Annotated in this window: 15 protein-coding genes; 8 read left to right on the forward strand and 7 right to left on the reverse strand. The window is 63.8% G+C overall.

Translation table 11 applies throughout. From position 1 onward, the window contains the following. On the reverse strand, nt 1-420 hold the full coding sequence (locus AB7C87_RS08255) for a PPC domain-containing DNA-binding protein (protein ID WP_369728957.1): 420 nt from the start codon (nt 418-420) through the stop codon (nt 1-3). Between the two features lie 258 nt (nt 421-678). Here AB7C87_RS08255 and AB7C87_RS08260 point away from each other — a divergent pair, with 258 nt between their 5' ends. From AB7C87_RS08260 to AB7C87_RS08285, 6 genes are all read left to right on the forward strand, one after another. After that, nucleotides 679-2337 carry an ABC transporter substrate-binding protein gene (locus AB7C87_RS08260; RefSeq protein ID WP_369728958.1) on the forward strand — a complete coding sequence of 553 codons (1659 nt, stop codon included), beginning with the start codon at nt 679-681 and terminating at the stop codon, nt 2335-2337. Between the two features lie 82 nt (nt 2338-2419). After that, the gene (locus AB7C87_RS08265; protein ID WP_369728960.1) at nt 2420-3418 is read left to right on the forward strand and encodes an ABC transporter permease; all 999 of its coding nucleotides are present in this window, start codon (nt 2420-2422) and stop codon (nt 3416-3418) included. A gap of 2 nt (nt 3419-3420) precedes the next feature. Next, complete coding sequence (locus AB7C87_RS08270; protein WP_369728961.1) at nt 3421-4419, forward strand: ABC transporter permease; 999 nt, start codon at nt 3421-3423, stop codon at nt 4417-4419. A 2-nt stretch (nt 4420-4421) separates the two neighbouring features. Beyond that, nucleotides 4422-5534, forward strand: a complete 1113-nt coding sequence (locus tag AB7C87_RS08275; protein WP_369728962.1) for an ABC transporter ATP-binding protein — start codon at nt 4422-4424, stop codon at nt 5532-5534. Continuing rightward, complete coding sequence (locus tag AB7C87_RS08280) at nt 5531-6877, forward strand: ABC transporter ATP-binding protein (protein WP_369728963.1); 1347 nt, start codon at nt 5531-5533, stop codon at nt 6875-6877. The genes AB7C87_RS08275 and AB7C87_RS08280 overlap by 4 nt, the downstream gene beginning before the upstream one ends. Nucleotides 6878-7100: 223 nt before the next feature. Then, nucleotides 7101-7250 (forward strand): hypothetical protein, encoded by a 150-nt coding sequence (locus AB7C87_RS08285; protein ID WP_369728964.1) that lies wholly within the window; start codon nt 7101-7103, stop codon nt 7248-7250. A gap of 654 nt (nt 7251-7904) precedes the next feature. Here AB7C87_RS08285 and AB7C87_RS08290 read toward each other — a convergent pair. Together AB7C87_RS08290 and AB7C87_RS08295 are read right to left on the reverse strand one after the other, a co-directional pair. Then, entirely contained in the window at nt 7905-8438 is a 534-nt protein-coding gene (locus AB7C87_RS08290) for a DoxX family protein (RefSeq protein WP_369728965.1), read from the reverse strand. A gap of 241 nt (nt 8439-8679) precedes the next feature. After that, nucleotides 8680-11988: a bacterio-opsin activator domain-containing protein gene (locus AB7C87_RS08295; RefSeq protein WP_369728966.1), complete on the reverse strand. Its 3309-nt coding sequence runs from the start codon at nt 11986-11988 to the stop codon at nt 8680-8682. Between the two features lie 206 nt (nt 11989-12194). Between AB7C87_RS08295 and ddfA the strand changes: the two genes are divergently transcribed. Both ddfA and AB7C87_RS08305 read left to right on the forward strand, forming a co-directional pair. Beyond that, a complete protein-coding gene (gene ddfA, locus AB7C87_RS08300; RefSeq protein WP_369728967.1) occupies nt 12195-12452 on the forward strand; it encodes a DdfA family disk-determining factor in 258 nt (85 codons plus the stop codon). Nucleotides 12453-12656: 204 nt separating this feature from the next. Then, nucleotides 12657-13436 (forward strand): PAS domain-containing protein, encoded by a 780-nt coding sequence (locus AB7C87_RS08305; protein WP_369728968.1) that lies wholly within the window; start codon nt 12657-12659, stop codon nt 13434-13436. Nucleotides 13437-13491: 55 nt separating this feature from the next. Here the strand turns inward: AB7C87_RS08305 and AB7C87_RS08310 are convergent, their stop codons facing one another. The 4 genes from AB7C87_RS08310 to AB7C87_RS08325 all read right to left on the reverse strand — a co-directional run bounded on the left by AB7C87_RS08310 (nt 13492) and on the right by AB7C87_RS08325 (nt 18101). Further along, nucleotides 13492-14178, reverse strand: a complete 687-nt coding sequence (locus tag AB7C87_RS08310) for a DUF8164 family protein (protein ID WP_369728969.1) — start codon at nt 14176-14178, stop codon at nt 13492-13494. Nucleotides 14179-14350: 172 nt separating this feature from the next. Further along, nucleotides 14351-15640, reverse strand: coding sequence for an adenosylhomocysteinase (locus AB7C87_RS08315; RefSeq protein WP_369728970.1), 1290 nt, complete (start codon nt 15638-15640; stop codon nt 14351-14353). A gap of 277 nt (nt 15641-15917) precedes the next feature. Beyond that, entirely contained in the window at nt 15918-16646 is a 729-nt protein-coding gene (locus AB7C87_RS08320; protein WP_369728971.1) for a hypothetical protein, read from the reverse strand. Between the two features lie 162 nt (nt 16647-16808). Beyond that, nucleotides 16809-18101 carry an amidohydrolase gene (locus AB7C87_RS08325; RefSeq protein ID WP_369728972.1) on the reverse strand — a complete coding sequence of 431 codons (1293 nt, stop codon included), beginning with the start codon at nt 18099-18101 and terminating at the stop codon, nt 16809-16811. Nucleotides 18102-18209 lie beyond the last annotated feature (108 nt).

Here is an 18209-nt window from a genome sequence, read left to right on the forward strand (position 1 = left end):
TCAGAGCCAGAGGTCAAGTTCGGTCGTCTCGTCGTACTCGCGCTCGAGTGGTTCCTCGAAGACGCGCATGTGAACCTCGCCGGCCCAGACGGTCGCCGCGTCCAGGTGGCCCGCAAAAGCGTTCCCGTCGGCGTCCGAGAGGACGGCGTGGGTGTGGGCGAACCGATCTCCGTCGAGGAGCGCGACGTTGCCGACGCAACTGGCGACTTCGAGCGGTTCGTCGAACTCGATGGGGTAGTATTCGCAGTCGTCCTGATCGTAGAACCAGCACTCGGCGTCCTGGACCGCCCCCAAGGCAGTAAACCACGCGGCGTCGGCGTCGACCGCTTCGGCCAGCGACTCGATCTCGGCGCGCCAGTCCGCCCCCGTCTCGAGGCGGGCGACGTACTCGGCCGTGGTTTCGACGGCTCGATAGTTCATACGCCGATACTGTGTCGGCCGGGAAGAAAAAGATGTTCGGTCACCGTCGATGCAAACTGGGCGGTCGAAAGAGATGCAGTCGGTCGGGATAGTTCAGCACTGATGTCGAAAGAGAGTCACCAGTGTACACCTTTCAGCATCAATGAGAATAACCGTATACAATTGCCTTAATTACCCAAATTCTGTTAAGTAAATATTCATACTGGGCGAACAAAGACCAAAACCAATAAGAGTTACCCCCACGGCAATATGCGTATCATGGGAACTAATCACCATGACCTCACCCGGCGAGGGCTACTCGCCTCGGGTGCGACGGTCTCCGCAATTACAATCGCAGGGTGCATCGGTGGAAACGGCAACGGTGACGACGGAAACGGTGCCGGGAACGGCGACGGAAACGGCAACGGGCAGGCCTCCGGCGACCCGGGTACGATGGAGTTTACCCAGGAGTTAGAACGGGACGAGGACTTCGACCCGATCCACTCCAACGACGCCTACAGCATGCAGGTCGCCAAGCTGGTCTTCGACAGCCTCTACACGTGGGACGAGGGCCTCGGTCTCGAGCCACAGTTGGCCGTCGACTACCCGGACATCGAACGCGACGGCACGCGCTTCCTTTATGAGATCCAAGACGGGATCGAGTTCCACAACGGCGAGGAGGTTACGGCGAACGACGTCGCTCACTCCTTTATGGCCTACCAGGAAGAAGACAGCGTCAACGAAGCGCAATACGACATGATCGAGTCGGCCGAGGTCGTCGACGACTATCAGGTGCAAGTCGACCTCGACCACCCATACGGGCCGTGGGAACTCGACACGATGGGGATCTACGTCGTCCCCGAAGGCGAACGCGAGTCCGACGACGACCGCGATGAGTTCAACACGAACCCCGTCGGCTCCGGACCGTTCGTCTGGAGCGACTTCGAGCACAACGAGTACGTCACCTTAGAGCGCAACGACGACTACTGGGGCGAGCTTCCCGAACTCGAGGAAATCACGTTCGTCGACAACGTCGACGCCGCGAGTCGGGTCGCCGAAATCCGTGCGGGGGACACGGATGCGATCGCCGACGTACCAAACGACGACTGGGACGAGCTGGAAGGCGAAGACGGCGTCAGCGTCCACCTCACCGAGAGCCCGTCGTACATGCACCTGACGTTCAACTGTCGGGACGACGCGCCGACGGGCGACGCCGACGTTCGACGAGGGATCTGTCACGCGTTCTCGATGACGGACTTCGTCGAGTCGCGTCTCGAGAACGTCGCGGACCCGCTGTCGGCGCCGATTCCGCCGATTACCAACGAACAGTGGGGCTTCCCGCTCGACGAGTGGCACGAGGAGTACTATCCGGGCTACGACCCCGACCGAGCCCAGGAACTACTCGACGGCGCCGTCGACGACGACTGGAGCCCGCGAATCCTCGCGCCAGGCGACCACCGCGGCGACCTCGCAGAGCGGATCGTCACCCGGCTGCACGAACTCGGCTACGACGGCGCCGAAGCCGTCACCCTCGAGTTCGGGCCGTTGCTCGAGCAGACGGTCTACAACGAGGATCCGAGCCCGGACGACTTCCAGGCGTACCTGCTGGGCTGGACCGGCGGTCCCGACCCGGACGCCTACCTCTACAACCTCTACCACGAGAGCCAGGTGGGTATCAACCAGGCACACTTCTACGAGGGAAGCGCAGACTTCCACGACGACATCGTCGCCGCTCGCCAGTCGGCCGACCAGGACGAACGCTACGACCTCTACGAAGGCGTCATGATCGAGATGCTCGAGGAACTACCGTCGCTTCCGGCGTACTCGTTCCACAACACGATGGCCTCTCGTGACTACGTCCAGGGCCTCGAGCCACACCCGCAGGTCCAGTACAACCCGCGTCTCGTCTCGAGTTACTCCAACGTCTCCATCGAGTAATCGGTACTCGGCGGAGGTATCTTTATAGTACGCAACCGACGAACGAATACACGTTTCGAACACCAGACACTGACGATAGCTTATGGGACTACTTCGATATACGGTCGCCCGCCTGATTCAGGCGATTCCGGTCCTGATCGGGATCACGGTGATCACGTTTATCCTCGCGAACCTGGCGCCCGGCGACCCGGTCCGGCTCATGTTGCAGGGCCAGCAGGTCGACCAGGAGGTCATCGAACGGGTCGAACAGCAGTACGGCCTCGACAGGCCGATACACGAACGATACGTTACGTACATGGTAAATCTCCTCCAGGGAGATCTGGGTCACAGCATCCAGCGCGACCGACCGGTGACCGATCTGGTCGTCCAGCGCGCCGGACCGACGCTGATGCTCGTCATCTCGGCGTACGCGTTCGCGCTCCTCACCGCGATTCCACTCGGCATCCTGGCCGCGACGCGACGCAACGAGCCCGCCGACCACATCTCCCGGATCGTCGCCCTCCTCGGCGTCAGCACGCCCTCGTTCTGGATCGGGATCATGCTGATCCTCGTCTTCGCGATACAGCTTGGATGGCTCCCCTCGAGCGGGTTGGTCTATCCCTGGTGGGGGCCCGACCACTACGGCTACAGCGGCTATCCCGAGTTGCTCTTCCAGACGATCAGGCACCTGTTGTTGCCGATGGTCGCACTCGGGACGTTACAGATGGCGACGCTGATGCGCGTCGAGCGCACGCAGATGATCGAATCGCTCCAGGGGGAGTACGTGAAACTCGCCCGCGCCTACGGCGTCCCGGAGCGGACGATCCTTCGAAAACACGCCTTCCAGGTCGCCCAGCTTCCGATCATCACGATCGTCGGCCTCAACCTCTCGACGGCGCTGGGCGGCGCCGTCCTCATCGAGTACGTCTTCAACATCAACGGGCTCGGACGGCTGTTGCTCGAGGCGATCATCGGACTCGACTATCAACTGATCATGGGGATCACCGTCGTCATCGGCACGATGTTCGTCATCGGCGTGATCATCACCGACATCTCGTACGCCTACATCGATCCCCGCGTCACCTACGGAGACCGTGAGTAACGATGGCAATTGGAGAATCACAACTCGACGGCGACGGAGGACCGAGCGAGGACGTCGAGGCGCAGTTTGGCTGGCGCTACACGTTCGGCAAGGTCATGCAGGACACCACCGCCCGGTGGGGGTTGTACGTCGTTGCCTTCGTCCTGTTCGTCTCGGCGTACACGATGGTCGACAGCAACCTCTCGCGACTCACCTTCGGTGCGATCTCCGACTTCGCGATGGCGGAGGCGTTACCGATCTTCGATCACCCCGAACGCATCCCGCCGCCGGGCGAGATCGAGGGGAACGTTCCGCCGGCGTTTCACGTGGACGGAACGCTCTCACACCCGCTCGGGACCGATCCCGACGGACGAGATTACTTCACCAGAATCGTCTACGGCGCACAGGTATCGGTGAGCGTCGGGATCGTCTCGACGCTGATCGGCTTCGTCGGCGGGACGATCGTTGGCGCGGTCTCGGGGTTCTACGGCGGCCGCGTCGACGACGTCCTGATGCGGCTGGTCGAAACCGTTTACGCGATCCCGCCGCTGATCCTCATCATCGTCTTTACGGTCTTCATCAGCGGAGGGACGCCGGACATCACCTACGCCATCATCGGCGTCGGTATCACGTTCATCCCCGTCTTCGCCCGGATCATCCGGAGCGAGGTGCTGTCGGTCCGCGAGATGGACTACATCGAAGCGGCGAAGGCCTCCGGGGTAAAGAACAGAAACATCATCCGCAGACACGTTATTCCGAACAGCTTCGCGCCCGTGCTGGTCTACGCGACCCTCCAGATCGGCGTGACGATCCTCATCGTCGCGGGGCTTTCGTTCCTCGGCTTCGGCGCCCAGCCACCGACGCCCGACTGGGGACAGATGCTCAACGTCTCCCACGGCTACATGCACTCGAACGTCTGGCTGTCGATCTGGCCGGGACTGGCGATCCTCGTGACGATTATGGGATTCAACCTCTTCGGCGACGGGCTACAGGACGCACTCGACCCACGAACTAACGATTAACCATGGCAGAACCACTACTTCGCGTCGAGAATCTGAAGACGCAGTTCTTTACGGACGCCGGTACAGTGCGCGCGGTCGACGGCATCTCCTTCGAAGTCCACGAGGGCGAAATCGTCGGCCTCGTCGGGGAAAGCGGTGCGGGCAAAAGCGTCGCTTCGATGAGTCTTCTCCGGCTCATCGAGAGCCCCGGCGAAATCGTCGGCGGCGAGATCACCTACAAAGGCGAGACGATCTTCGGCGTCGAAGAGGGGCCGGATGGCGAACTCACAGAGCGTGCGGATATGCTCTCGAGCGAGGAGATGCGCACCCAAATTCGGGGCAACGAGATTGCCGTCATCTTCCAGGACCCGATGGAGTCGTTAAACCCCGTGTTCACGGTCGGGGGGCAGTTACGCGAGTTCATCGAACTCAATCGCGATCTGGCGAAAGACGAGGCGAAACGGGAGGCGATCGACATGCTCCGAGAGGTCGGCATCCCCGATCCCGAACAGCGATACGAGGAGTATCCCCACCAGTTCTCCGGCGGGATGCGCCAGCGCGTGCTCATCGCGATGGCACTCGCCTGCGAGCCGAGTCTCATCATCGCCGACGAGCCGACGACGGCCCTAGACGTCACCGTCGAGGGACAGATCATCGAACTCGTCGACGAACTCCAGGAGAAGTACGGGACGAGTTTCATCTGGGTTACCCACGACATGGGCGTCGTCGCCGAGATCTGTGATCGGGTGAACGTGATGTATCTGGGCGAGATCGTCGAGCAGGCGCCCGTCGACGAACTCTTTCACGACACCAAACACCCCTACACGACCGCGCTGTTGAACTCCATGCCCCGGCCCGACCGAACCGTCGAGGAACTCGAGCCGATCGAGGGCGTGATGCCCGAAGCGATCTCCCCGCCCTCGGGCTGTCGGTTCCATCCGCGCTGTCCCGACGCGAAGGAGGTCTGTCAGCGCGTCCACCCCGAGGTGACGGCGGTCGATCAGGCAGACGGACAATCTCATCGAGCGGCCTGCGTCAAACACGACGCGTTCGACGTCGGCTACGACGAGAGCGTTCCCCTAGACGAGGAGCCACAGGTCACTGCCGGCACGCCCGGCGGAGGTGAGAACCGATGAGCCAAGCGGACGAACTGGGCTCGGAGATGACCGGCGAGGACGTCGCCTTCGGCGACCCGCTCGTCGAAGTCGAGGGGCTCAAGAAGTACTTCTCACAGGAGTCCGGATTGCTCTCCGGACTCTCGGTCGATACCGACCAGTTCCCGCCGATCAGCGCCGACCGAACGCAGGTCAAAGCCGTCGACGACGTCAGCTTCGAGATCCGACGCGGCGAGACGCTCGGCCTCGTCGGCGAGTCGGGCTGTGGAAAGAGTACGCTCGGTCGGACGATCCTCCGATTGCTCGAACCGACGGCGGGTCGGATCTCGTTCAAGGGCGAAGATCTGGCGGATCTCGACGGCGAGGCGCTCCGACAGAAACGCTCGGAGATCCAGATGATCTTTCAGGATCCCCAATCCTCGCTCGATCCGCGGATGAAGATCGGCCAGATCGTCGAGGAGCCGATGCGCGCCCACGACATGTTAGACGACGAAGGACGCGAGAATCGGGCCAAGATGCTCCTCGAGAAGGTCGGACTCGACCCCCACCACTACAATCGCCACCCCCACGCGTTCTCGGGGGGCCAGCGCCAGCGGGTCAACCTCGCTCGCGCGCTGTCGGTCAATCCGGATTTCATCGTCTGTGACGAACCGGTGAGCGCACTCGACGTCTCCATTCAGGCCCAGGTCCTGAACACGATGGAGCAACTCCAGGAGGAGTTCGGCCTGACCTACCTCTTTATCGCCCACGACCTCTCCGTGATCCGCCACTTTTCGGACCGCGTCGCGGTGATGTACCTCGGCAATGTCGTCGAACTCGCCGAGAAAGAAGAGCTGTTCGAGAACCCCCAGCATCCGTACACGGAGGCACTGCTCGAGTCGATTCCGGTGCCGGACCCGCGCGAACGTGGCGCTCGTGGCGTCCTCGAGGGAGAGGTTCCGAGCCCGCTGGATCCGCCATCGGGCTGTCGGTTCCGAACGCGCTGTCCACGGCTGATCGCCCCCGAGGGCTACGAGTGGACCGACGAGGAGTGGGAACACACCCGGGCGTTCATGCGATCGGTCAAACGGCGGACGTTCGAGCCGACGGCGGCGGCCGAGATCCGGGCCGAATTCTTCGGTGACGAGCTTCCTCGCGGTGAGGCCGGCGAGATCGTCGCCGAGGCGATCGACCTCGTCGCGACCGACCGGGACAACGGCGAGGACGCCGAACTCGAGGACGGCGTAAACTGGGCCGGGGCGACCGAACTGTTGCTCGAGTCGTTCGCCGAGGAGAGCATCTGCGCCCGCGAGCAACCCGACTACGCCGTCGAACCCGAGTACGGTACCGAGATACACCGCGCGGCCTGTCACCTCCATCGCTGACGAACGAAACGCCCGTTCGTCGCTGGCAATGTCGGTTCGAAAATTCAACCGCCGTGATCGGCTGCGACTCGAGGGTAATTCGAGAATCGTACACTAATACTGGCCATTCCAGCTGAGGGACGTATCGTCTCGAGAGAGCTCGGGACGACTGGTAAGGGATGTGACCAACAGGAAGAATCATCGCAATAATACTTTTACCGATGACGAGGCTAGGAACTCGTGTATGAGTAAACTTCTCCACATCGTCACAACGTACACGAACACCGGCGCAAAGATTCGACGAACGATCGAGCACTCCCCGGATCTCGGTGACGAGCCCACCGACGAGCGGCCGTCAGGGCGGATTCCGCCTGGCGGCTTTCTCACGGGGTGAGCGGCGTCGAGAACGGGAAAGCCGACACGCACCGAGGGGCCGGCGATAACCGAACCATACCGGTACGGTCGGATGGGGCGAAGAGTATACAAAGATACGAGCGCATGCCCCCGTCTTCCCGTGAGTGACGAGCGTTCCGACGCTCCGTCGGAACCGAGGAGCGAACAATCAGGGGTTGAGCGGACAACTCAGTCACCGACCACGGACGGTGGATGACGGATTTCCGACTGCAAGCGTTTTTGTATGGTCCCGTATAGCACGGAATGCTACGGAATCGGTGAGATGCCGGCCCCGAACCACAAGGGGTGGCGAACCAGCGGTGGTTCGCACGGCGATGACACGGATTCCGATGGGACCTGTTTGACCGGGCCACAGCCCTACACAGGGGAGAAAACGAGAGTTTCGCCGGTATCAAGCGAGAGCAAGCTCTCGCGGACCGTCGGAAGACTGTGTCTTCCGAGATGCTGCCGGTTCCCCTTGAGTGCGGGTTGGAACCTCGAACGCCACGCTCGGCGGAAATCCGATGGTCGGATTCCACGTCCTTCAGGGCGTGGAGGAGGTCAATTCACTCTGTACTCGTTCGACCGATTCATCGAACTCAAGTATCACTCGGCGAGGACGAGCGGAGAAACGAAGGGAAAAACGGCGTGGCCCTCACCCGAGCAGGTAGCGCAGTTTCGGGAAGCGCTCGACGATCGGGTGTGCTTCGATGTAGCGGTCGAGGCCGACGATCCGGCCGGCCGCGAACGCCCCGAGTGCGAGGAACACCGCGGCGTAGACGAGCTGGTCGTTGACCAGGCCGCCCGCAACGTCCCAGCTGCCGAAGTAGAACAGCACCATCTGGGTGGCTGCTCCGAGGGCGGCGAGCCGGACGAAGACGCCGGCGATCAGTGCCAGCCCGATCAGCAGTTGCGTCCAGGGGACGATCACGTCGACGGCGGCCATCATCGCGCCGCTTTCGGCCATCAGCGCGAACAGGCCGCTTGCGGGACTCGCCGCATCGACGTTCGCGAGGTAGCCGTGGGCGCTGAACTCGCCCGCGACCTTGCCCCAGCCCGCACTCAGCATAACCCAGCCCATGACGAGCCGGAGTCCGACGACTGCCCACGCGCTGAGCTGGTGTGGACGTCCGTCTATCGTCACGCCACCGAGTCGACTTTCCAACCTGTTTATCGTGTTTGTTTCCATGATCGTCCACCTCTTACGGTTCAACGTTGAACGACCGGACACATATAAACGGGATTCGATTCCCAGCGAGAGGGAACGGTCCGAAAGAGCCGATTACCGGCCGAAACTCGCACCGAGCGTTTTCGAACGCGACAGCCCCGTCCTCGCGTCGTCGCTCTCGGTTCGTCCGAACCGCTAACAGCAGTTCAGACGCGGTCACAGGACGGGGCGGCCGATCCGATCGGTCGACTGTCGGTTCGTCTCACTCGAATACGGGTGCGGGCGGTTCGTCGTCGAACAGCTGTGACAACAGTCGCTCCTGGCCGGTTCTGAGGTGGCGGTTGATCGTCGGCTGGCTCACGTCGAGCATCTCGGCGACCTCCTCGCCGGTGCTCTCGCGAGGCCACTCGAAGAACCCGGCGAAGTACGCCGTCCTGAGCACCTCGAGTTGGCGGTCGGTTAGCTCGTCGAACAGCGATGCAACCAGTTCTCCCCGGGTGTGGACGGCGCGTTCGACGTCGCGTCGACCACGGAGGTCGACCCGGTCGTAGTGGCTTCGAACCATGGCGACGAACTCCCTGACGTCGGCCCCGGTCGGGACGTCGACCGTGACGACGATCCGCTCGCCGTCGGCACGAACCGCCCGCGGATTGGCGCCAAAACGCACCAGTCGCGACGCCAACACCTCGCCCGAGACCGTCGCCTCGAACAGACACTCGTCGTCCGATCGGGATATCAATCGGTAGTCGGCCACCGAAACGAGCGCCTCGAGCGCCGCCGACACGTCCGCCGGCTCGGCCCCGCTGACGCCGAAGAACAGTCGCGACTCGTCACCAGCGTGGGTTCCGAGTCCACGGTACTCGACGCGAGCCGTCGTCGCCGATGCGATCCGGGAGAGAACGTCGTCCGGCGCCTCGAACTCGAGCGTGAGTTCGACGCCGGTTTCGGCGTGGAACGCCTCCCGCGTCCGCACCGCCTCGACCGCGTTCGCGATGCTCTCGCCGAGTTCCGCGAACACGGTTCGTTCGAGGTCGGTGAACACGTCCGGCTCGTCGGCGTAGACCGTGAGCACCCCGTGGGTGTACTCCTCCAGCGACAGCGGGACACTGATGATCGACTGGAAGCCGGCGGCGAACGCCCGCGTTCGCCACGTTTCGGCCTGGAGATCGTCGACGACGTTCGAGACGACAGTCGGTTCGGCGCTCCTGGCTGTCCGAGCGGCGGGTTCCGCCGCCGTCGACGGATCGAGCGCGACGTCGTCGAGGTACTCCTCGTCGGTTCCAGCCCACGTTCGGGGCTCGAACGATCCGTCGGCGTCGACCGACCCGATCCACGCGAACGCGACGTCGTCGACCTCGAGCAGGCGCTCCGGAACGGTCCGTTCGATCTCCGCCCGGCTCTCGGCGCCGACGAGCGATCGGTTGATGCGCCTGATGATCCCGTTGATCGCGATCTGGCGTCTGAGCCGGCGATTTCGCGCCGCCAGCTCCTCGTCACGTTCCAACAGTCGTTGCTCGCTCTCGAGGCGATCGAACGCGGCCTCGGTCGTAGCGACGAGCGTTTCGATTAGCTGTCGATCCTGCAAGGCGATCGAGGACGCGGTCGAAGCAACCGTGAAGACGCCGTGATCGCCGACTGGAACGACGAGCGCGCTCTCGACGGCGTCACCAAAGGGCGTCGGTCGATCACCCGACGACGGATCGTCGACGACGGTCTGACCGCCGGTCGCGAACGCGTTCCAGAGCGGGGAGTCGACGGCGCCGACCGGTATCGCACGCGCACCCCCACAACAGTCGACGAAACCGTCCGACGCGGCCGGCTCGAGGCGGTTCACCTCGGGATCGAGACGATAGAGAGCCGCCCCTCCCTCCTCGACGATCTCGTCGGCGGCCTCGACGACCAGCTCCGTAGCGGACTCCACGGTGTCGATTCCGAGCAATCGACGGGCGACGTCGTGAAGCGATTCGAGGGCGATCTCGCGTCGTTTCAGATCTGAGATATCCTGGACGGCACCGCGATACCCCACGAGGCGTCCGTCGTCGAAGACCGGAGCGCCGAACGTGCGAACCCACCTGACGTCACCCGATTGCGTCCGCAGACGCGCCTCGAGATCGTAGCTCGACTCCGTTTCGAGGGCGTTCTCGACCTCGCGGCGAACGCGGGACCGATCCTCCGGATGGTAACTCTCGATGGCCGTCTCCAGATCGGGAGTCACGTCGAGCGGGAGGTCGTGGAGCCGGTAGAGTTCGTCCGTCCACCGTACCGTCGACGGTTCAGTCTCAGCGTCGACTTCCCAGCCGCCGACGCCCGCGATCCGCTGGATGTGTTCGAGAAACGCCCGCGTTCGCTCGAGTTCTCGCTCGCGTTCCGTTCGATCCGTGACGTCCTGGATCGAGCCGCGGACGGCGACGACCTCGCGATCACCCGCCGCCGCCTCGGAGTCGTACCACCGCTCGCCACCGACGACCGGATCACCGATTGCACGAACCCAGCGACGGTCGCCGTCAGCCGTGATTACCCGGAGTTCGAGGTCGTACGGTTCGCCCTCCTCGACCGCGCGGTCGATCGCGGTCCGAAGCCGCGACCGATCGGCCGGGTGGTAAAACGCCAACGCCTCCTCGAGCGAGATCGAGGCGGCAGTCTCGGGTCCCAGGCCGAATATGCGGGCGACCTCGTCGGTCCACTGCAACTCGTAGCCGTCCCCCTCGACGACGAGTTCCCAGGCGCCGACGTTCGTCAGTTGCTGGGCCTGTTCGAGGAGGTGCGTCGTTCGTTCGAGTTCGCGCTCGTACCGGTCGCGATCGGAAACGTCCCGGCCGACGCCGACCTCGACCGGATCACCGTCCGGGTCGGCCACCACCGAGGCGACGAACTCGTAGGGGGTCCGGTCGCCGTCTTTGGAGACGATCTGTGTCTCGATGTGCGTATCGCCCGTCTCGAACGCCTCCTCGATCGAGGCTTCGATCGAGTCGAGATCGGCGTCGTCGAAGTACTTCGGGCCGTCCATCCGCTCGATCTCCTCGTTCGAGTAGCCCGAGACTTCGACCAGCGTCTGATTCCACTCCCGGAGTTCGCCGTCCTCGTCGAGAACGAAAAAGACGTCGTCGATCGCGTCCAGTACGTCGTCGGTGAACGCGGAACGGCGCTCGAGTTGCTGGACGCGCCCCCGTAGTTCCCGGTCGCGTTGTTGGTACACCCTCACCAGCGCCGCCATGTCGTCGATCGCCGACGAGAGGCGACCGATCTCGTCGTCTCGCTCGAGGTCGAAGGTCACTTCGCTCGATCGCTCGTCGTAGTCACCTCCCGCCTCGTCGACGAACGTCCGGACGTCGTCCGCGAGTCGTTCGATCGGATCGTTCGATGGTGAACCGCCATCGACGGCGAGTCCGAGCAGGCAGACGACCGTGGCCCCGAGGAACGGATCCAACGCCACGTCCGCCACGGGACCGACGAAGGGGTCGAACCCGAGTGCGTGTGATGTGGCAACGAAACCGAACAGACACGTGACGTACCCGCGGGGGAGTCGCCTTCCGGACGAATGGACTCGAGACGGACGCGGGGAAGCGATCATACATCCGGTACGCGTCGAACGGGAATGATCCGTGTGGTAAATATCGGCGACGAGCCGTAAAGTTCAGCGAACGTCGCGGGCGAACCGAAGATGTGGCGGGCAACCCCGTGGTACCACATCTCGATTCTATACACGTAGCGTCCGGGCGCAAAGCGGTTACGTGTATAACGAACAGCGGGATACCCACGTCCGCCGTTTGCCCCTGTATGGCAGGAACGACGCTCGATTACTACCGCGATTCTCCCAGCCTCCGCGTCGTCGACGCGCTGGCAAGTGCAACTGACACCGATCCGCTCGACCTCGAACCGCTGTACGACGTCGTCGACCCCGAGGCGTTGGATCAACTCTTCAGAGACGACGTCGACGTCAGCGGCCGCGTCCAGTTCTCGTACGACGGTCACGCGGTCGAAGTGGGAAGCGACGGAACAGTCACCGTAGACGGGACAGTCTACGATGACCGCTAGTACCGTTCCGAACGTCGACCGTGGGGGAGAATTCGGCGGCGAGAGCCGACTCGAGGCCGCGGCCACCTCACAGGAGGATGCTACGGGAGGAACGAATTCCCGACCAGATCGTCCTGTCCGTCACGGTAACCGGGGTCGGGGTGGCCAACTGCGGTCGTCCGGCGACCACCGTCACCGAGCCCGGCCGGAACGGTCGGAGGGTCGATGATCGTCACCTGTCCCGAGATCGGGCCGCCGAAATCGGCGGTCTGCTCGCCAATTAACGTCCTCGTACTCGCGGTCGATCGTGCCTATCTCGAGCGCGTCGAGACGATCCTCGACGACGAACTGCTCGAGGTCGACACGGCGGGATCGACGAGCGACGCGTTCGGGCGTCTCGGGGAGGTCGACTGTCTCGTCAGTGAGTTCGACCGAACCGAACCCGGCGGAACATCGCTCCTCGAGGCTCTTCGCCACCGCGATCCCGACCTTCCGATCGTCTTTCTCGTGGACGACCACGAGCGCGCTACGGACGTCACCGACGTCGATAGACACGGCCACCCCTCGCTGGTCGATACAGTAGTGCGCCCCGAGAGTGTTCCACAGATCGAGCGACTCGGCCGGCGTATTCATCAACTCGTCCAGCTTCGTCGGTTCGCGGCGCTATCGAAGCGGTCGCTCGAGGGAATCGAGCTTCTCGAGACGCCGATCGCGATCGTCGATCCCGACGGCGATCTCGCGTTCGCGAATCGCTCGTTCGCCGTCCAGTTCGGCCACGATCGAGCGGAGCTTCTCGGTACCCGCTGGCGAACGTTGTTCACCGACGAGACCGTCGAACGGTTCGACTCGAGCGCCGTGCCGACGGTCGAAGACGGGTGGCGCTGGACCGGCGAGTGTACGGGCGAGCGCAGTGACGGCACGACGTTTACGGCGCCGACCACGATCAGCAAGGTCGACGACGGGAGTTTGATCCTGTCGCTTCTCGAACGTGAGGATGCCGAGTAGTCGACGACGAATCGGTGTCGATCCGTTGGATCGGGGTGTCGTTGTCGCCCCCTCGTCAGAACGGCGAGAACCAGATGAAACCCGCCACGAAAGCGACGAGCGCGGCGAGTGCCACCGTTCCGCGGACGATCCGCGGAGCCCACCGCTCGCGCCAGCCGGCGACGCGGACCGTCGGCACCCGCTCGACCTGCCTGATACCGGATTCGGATCGGTACGTAAAGACGACCGGGAGCGGATACGTCCCCGGCGAAGCGCCCGCTCGCGTGTTGATCTCGAGGAGGTACACCGGCTCGTCGCGTCCGTTTCCGCCGAGCGGTTTCCACTCGAGGGCGCCCGTCGCTTCTCGCGTCCCGTCTCCGACCGACCCGGGCCACAGTTCGCTCTCTCCCCCATCGGCCGTCTCGGCGACGGCCGGGGTCGACGAACTGGCGGCCAGACTCCGGCGTACGACGCCCGGGTCCTCGAGATCGAGCAGGTCGGTTCCGTCGTAGAAGACGTTGAGTTCGTTCTCTCTAACCGTGCCGGTTCCAGAGACGAAGATACCGAGATCGATCGTTTCGCCGGGAGCGATCCGATCGTCCCGAAGGAGCACGTCGAGTTCGTTCTCCTCGATCGCGGCGGTTCCCGAGACCGAAACGCCGATCTCGAGGTGTCCGTCCGACTCGATCCGAGATCGCTCGAGAAGCGGGGCGATCGGAAACTCGGTTTCGGAGTCGGCTCCGGACGAAGACGAATCGGCCATTGCCCACCCATTCCGGCGAGAGAAATTCAGCGCTTCGGCCGTCTCGAGCGGACGGCGCCTCCGTATCGCACCTGTCGTACTCGAGTGTGCGTCGAGTGCCCAACTGACCAGAGTGTACGTCACGTCCCTGGCGCACTCGAACGCCCGTATCGGGTATCCGAGCCGTACGTCCCTACGTTCCGTGGTCCCAGCTTCCCATGTACTCGCGTTGGGTGTCGGTCAGCGAGTCGAACGCGACGCCCTCGGCTGCGAGTTTGATTTCCGCAATTTCCTTGTCGAGTTCGTCCGGGACGTCGTGGACGCCCGGGCCGTACTCGTCGCCGTTCTCGAGCATCTCTCGCACGCAGACAGCCTGGATGCCGAAGCTCTGGTCCATCACCTCGACGGGGTGGCCCAGTGAGACGGGCGCGGCGAGGTTGACGAGGCGGCCCTCGGCGATGACGTTCAGACGACGGCCGTCCGCGAGTTCGTAGGCTTCGACGCCCTCCCTGGCCTCGTAGCGGTCGACCGCGAGATCGTCGAGTGCCTCGAGGTCGATCTCGATGTCGAAGTGGCCGGCGTTGGCGAGCAAGACGCCGTCGCCCATCTGCTCGAGGTGCTCTTCGACGACGACATCGCGGTTGCCGGTCGTCGTGAGGAAGACGTCACCGATCTCGGCCGCCTCAGACATGGGCATGACCTCGTAGCCCTCCATGTGGGCTTCGAGTGCGCGGCGCGGTTCGACCTCGGTGACGATCACGTTCGCGTTCTGTCCAGCGGCTTTGCGGGCGACGCCCTTCCCGCAGTAGCCGAAGCCGGCGACGACGACGTTCTTGCCGGCCCACGAGAGGTTCGTCGTCATGGCAATGGAAGCGAGCGAGGACTCGCCCGTGCCGTGGACGTTGTCGAACAGCCGCTTCATCGGCGTGTCGTTGACGGCGAAGACCGGGTACTCGAGGGCGCCGTCGTCGTCCATCGCACGCAGGCGGTGGACGCCGGTGGTCGTCTCCTCCGCACCGCCGACGATGCCGTCGATCAACTCGGGGTAGTCCTCGTGGATCGCGGCGACGAGATCCATCCCGTCGTCGACGGTGATCGTCGGCTCGTGGGCGATGACGGCCTCGATTGCCGCGTAGTACTCCTCGTCGTCGACGCCGCGTTTGGCGTAGCAGGTGATGTTGTCGTGGGTATCGAGCGCCGCCGAGACGTCGTCGTGCGTCGACAGCGGGTTACAGCCCGTGACGGCGACCTCTGCACCGCCGTCCGCGAGCGTCTCGACGAGAATCGCGGTCTTCGCCTCGACGTGCATCGCCATCGCGATTCGCTCGCCCTCGAATGGCTGGTCGTCGACGAACTCCTCGCGGACGACCTCGAGAATCGGCATGTGCTGGGCGGCCCACTCCATCTTGCGCCGGCCCTCCTCCTGTGCGGACTCGAGATCGTCCAGCTGATCGCTGATCGGGGGATACGAACTGTCGGTCATGTATCGATAGACGGAGACCGGAGCCAAAACGGTACCGAAGCGGAGACGTAATTTCCTGTGAACGTTCACTGTCGCCGTCTTCGAGCGACGACGCCGTCACAAAGAGAGTGCCGCTCGAGAGAACCGATCGTCACACGACGCATCGAGCGTCGACGGTCGCGTCTGCGATCGGCCACCGACACCAGCGACGACGCGTGCCTCTGACTGGAGATTCGACGTACCCTACCCGCGTCGTCGCACCGCGTCGGTCCTCGAGCGATCGGATGAGAGGGAGGAGCTACGGCGGGCCGGCGTGACTCGGCGGTCCGCTACTGCTGTCGTCGCTCCCGTCGTCTTCGGTCGGCGAACTCCGATCACTCGCTGTATCGGTGCCGGACTGGTCGGTGGTATCCGACCCGTTAGGCCGGTCGACGTGATCCGACGCGGTACCGGGCTGGCCGACGTGATCCGGCACGCTTCCGGGTCGATCAGCGGTATCCGGCGCGTTGCCGGCGTTGTGCTCGTGGACGAAACTCGAGACGAGGTGCCCGAACGGAACGCTCGAGTCGTGTTCGTGGACGAACGACGAAACGAGACCGCCGAGCGAATCGTCGGCGGACTCGTTACCGGTGTCGGCTCCGTTGCCATCGGTACCGGTGTCGGCTTCCTCGCCGTCTTCGTCGATCGCCACGAGCGTCGTCTTCGTGTCGACGCTGTCCACGTCAGTCGAAACCGTGATCGACACCGTTACCGGTTCGTCGGGACTCGAGAGTTCGACCACGCCATCGGCGTCGGTCGCGTACTCACCGGTACCCTCGTACGGCTCGGTACCATCGACCGAAACGACGACCGTCGCATTCTCGACTGGACTCTCGTTCGCGGTCACGGAGACGAGTCCGTCGTCCGCGACCACGAGCGACAGGTCATCGTGCGCGTCCGATTGTGCGCCCACGACGCCAAGCGGTGCGAGCGCGGACAGCACAACGGCGACTGCGATCGTCACTGCGAGTGCTGTGTTCCCTGTCATCCATCGGATCGTTCAGGAGAGAGTGAATAAACCCCGCCAGACGTTCTGGACGGTTCGGGACTGTAACGAAAGTGCAAAATTCAGTTAAAACGTTTACGAGGGGCCCTGGGCGTTTTGATCGTTTTTTACGTTCTCGAAACGAAGCGCCGAGTCCGGCTCCAGTCAGCCGTCGATCCGATCCACCAGCGCTGCCGCCGCCGCCTGTGCTCGCTCGAGTACCGCCGATTCGTCGAGTGTCAAGACCTCGCGATCGCGCATGAGCACCTGGCCGTCACAGACGGTATGGCGGACGTCCGAGGCCGCCGCCGCGTAGACGAGGTGACTGACGAGGTCGTGACGCGGCGTCAGATGTGGCGCCTCGAGGTCGATCACCGCGAGGTCGGCGGGCGCACCCTCCTCGAGGCGACCGGCGTCGAGTCCGAGCGCGTCGGCACTCCCCTGGGTCATCATCCGAACGACGGTTTCGGCCGAGACCGCGGTCGCGTCGTCGGCGGCGAGTTTCCCGATCATCGCCGCGTCGCGGGCCTCGTCTAACATCGAGAGATCGTTGTTCGACGCCGCACCGTCGGTCCCCAGTCCGACCGTCACGCCCGCATCCAGTAGCTTCTGGACGGGGGCCATTCCGCTCGCCAGTTTCATGTTCGAGGCCGGGCAGTGGATCACGCTCGCACCGGTCTCGGCTAACAACTCGATCTCGCGCTCGTCGACGTGGACGCCGTGGGCGACGAAGTCCTCGGGCTCGAGCAGTCCCTTCTCTACGGCGTACTCGAGCGGGCGGACGCCGTGTTCGTCGACGATCGGGTCGACTTCGTTCGTCGTCTCGTTGACGTGAAAGTGAAACGGAACGCCGAGTTCGCGGGCTTTGGGGACGAATTCGTCGAGGTACGCCTCGCTGACGGTCGTCAGTGAGTGGGGCTGGAACGTCGTGTTGATCCGCCCGTCAGCCGCGCCGTCGAGATCGCGTGCGACCTCGAGGCTCTCGACCATGTCGGCGCGCGCACCGTCGTCGTCTTTTCCGACGGTGATCGCGGTGAACCCGAGAAGCGCCCGCAGACCCGCCTGCTCGACGACGTCGGCGATCTCGTGGACCTCGAAGTACATGTCAGAAAAGGCCGTAGTGCCGGATTTGATCATCTCGAGAACGCCGAGTTCGGCGCCGATACGGATGTCCTCGCCGGTCAACTCGGACTCGGCGGGCCAGATATCCTCGCTGAGCCAGGACTCGAGTCGCTTGTCGTCTGCGTACCCTCGCAAAAGCGTCATCGAGGCGTGTGAGTGCCCGTTGACGAATCCGGGCGTCACGAGCGCGTTCGACGCATCCAGCGTTTCGTCGCCCGCGAGATCCGTGCCGATCTCGAGAATCTCGCCGTCGTGCTGATCCACCAGCACGTCCGCACGCGTCACCGTCCCGTCGGGCCTCAACACCTGTCCATCGGTGATCGAGAGCGTCGTCATCGCGTAGACGTTCTCGAGCGGAGAGCCTTATACTGTCGATCGACTGGCGGCTGACCGTCGAGTCATACCGCCGGACAGAACGACGTGAAGTCGATCGTGAATACGGGT

The sequence above is a fragment of the Natrarchaeobius versutus genome (assembly GCF_041205745.1).
In the GTDB taxonomy this organism is placed as follows: Archaea; Halobacteriota; Halobacteria; order Halobacteriales; family Natrialbaceae; genus Natrarchaeobius; species Natrarchaeobius versutus.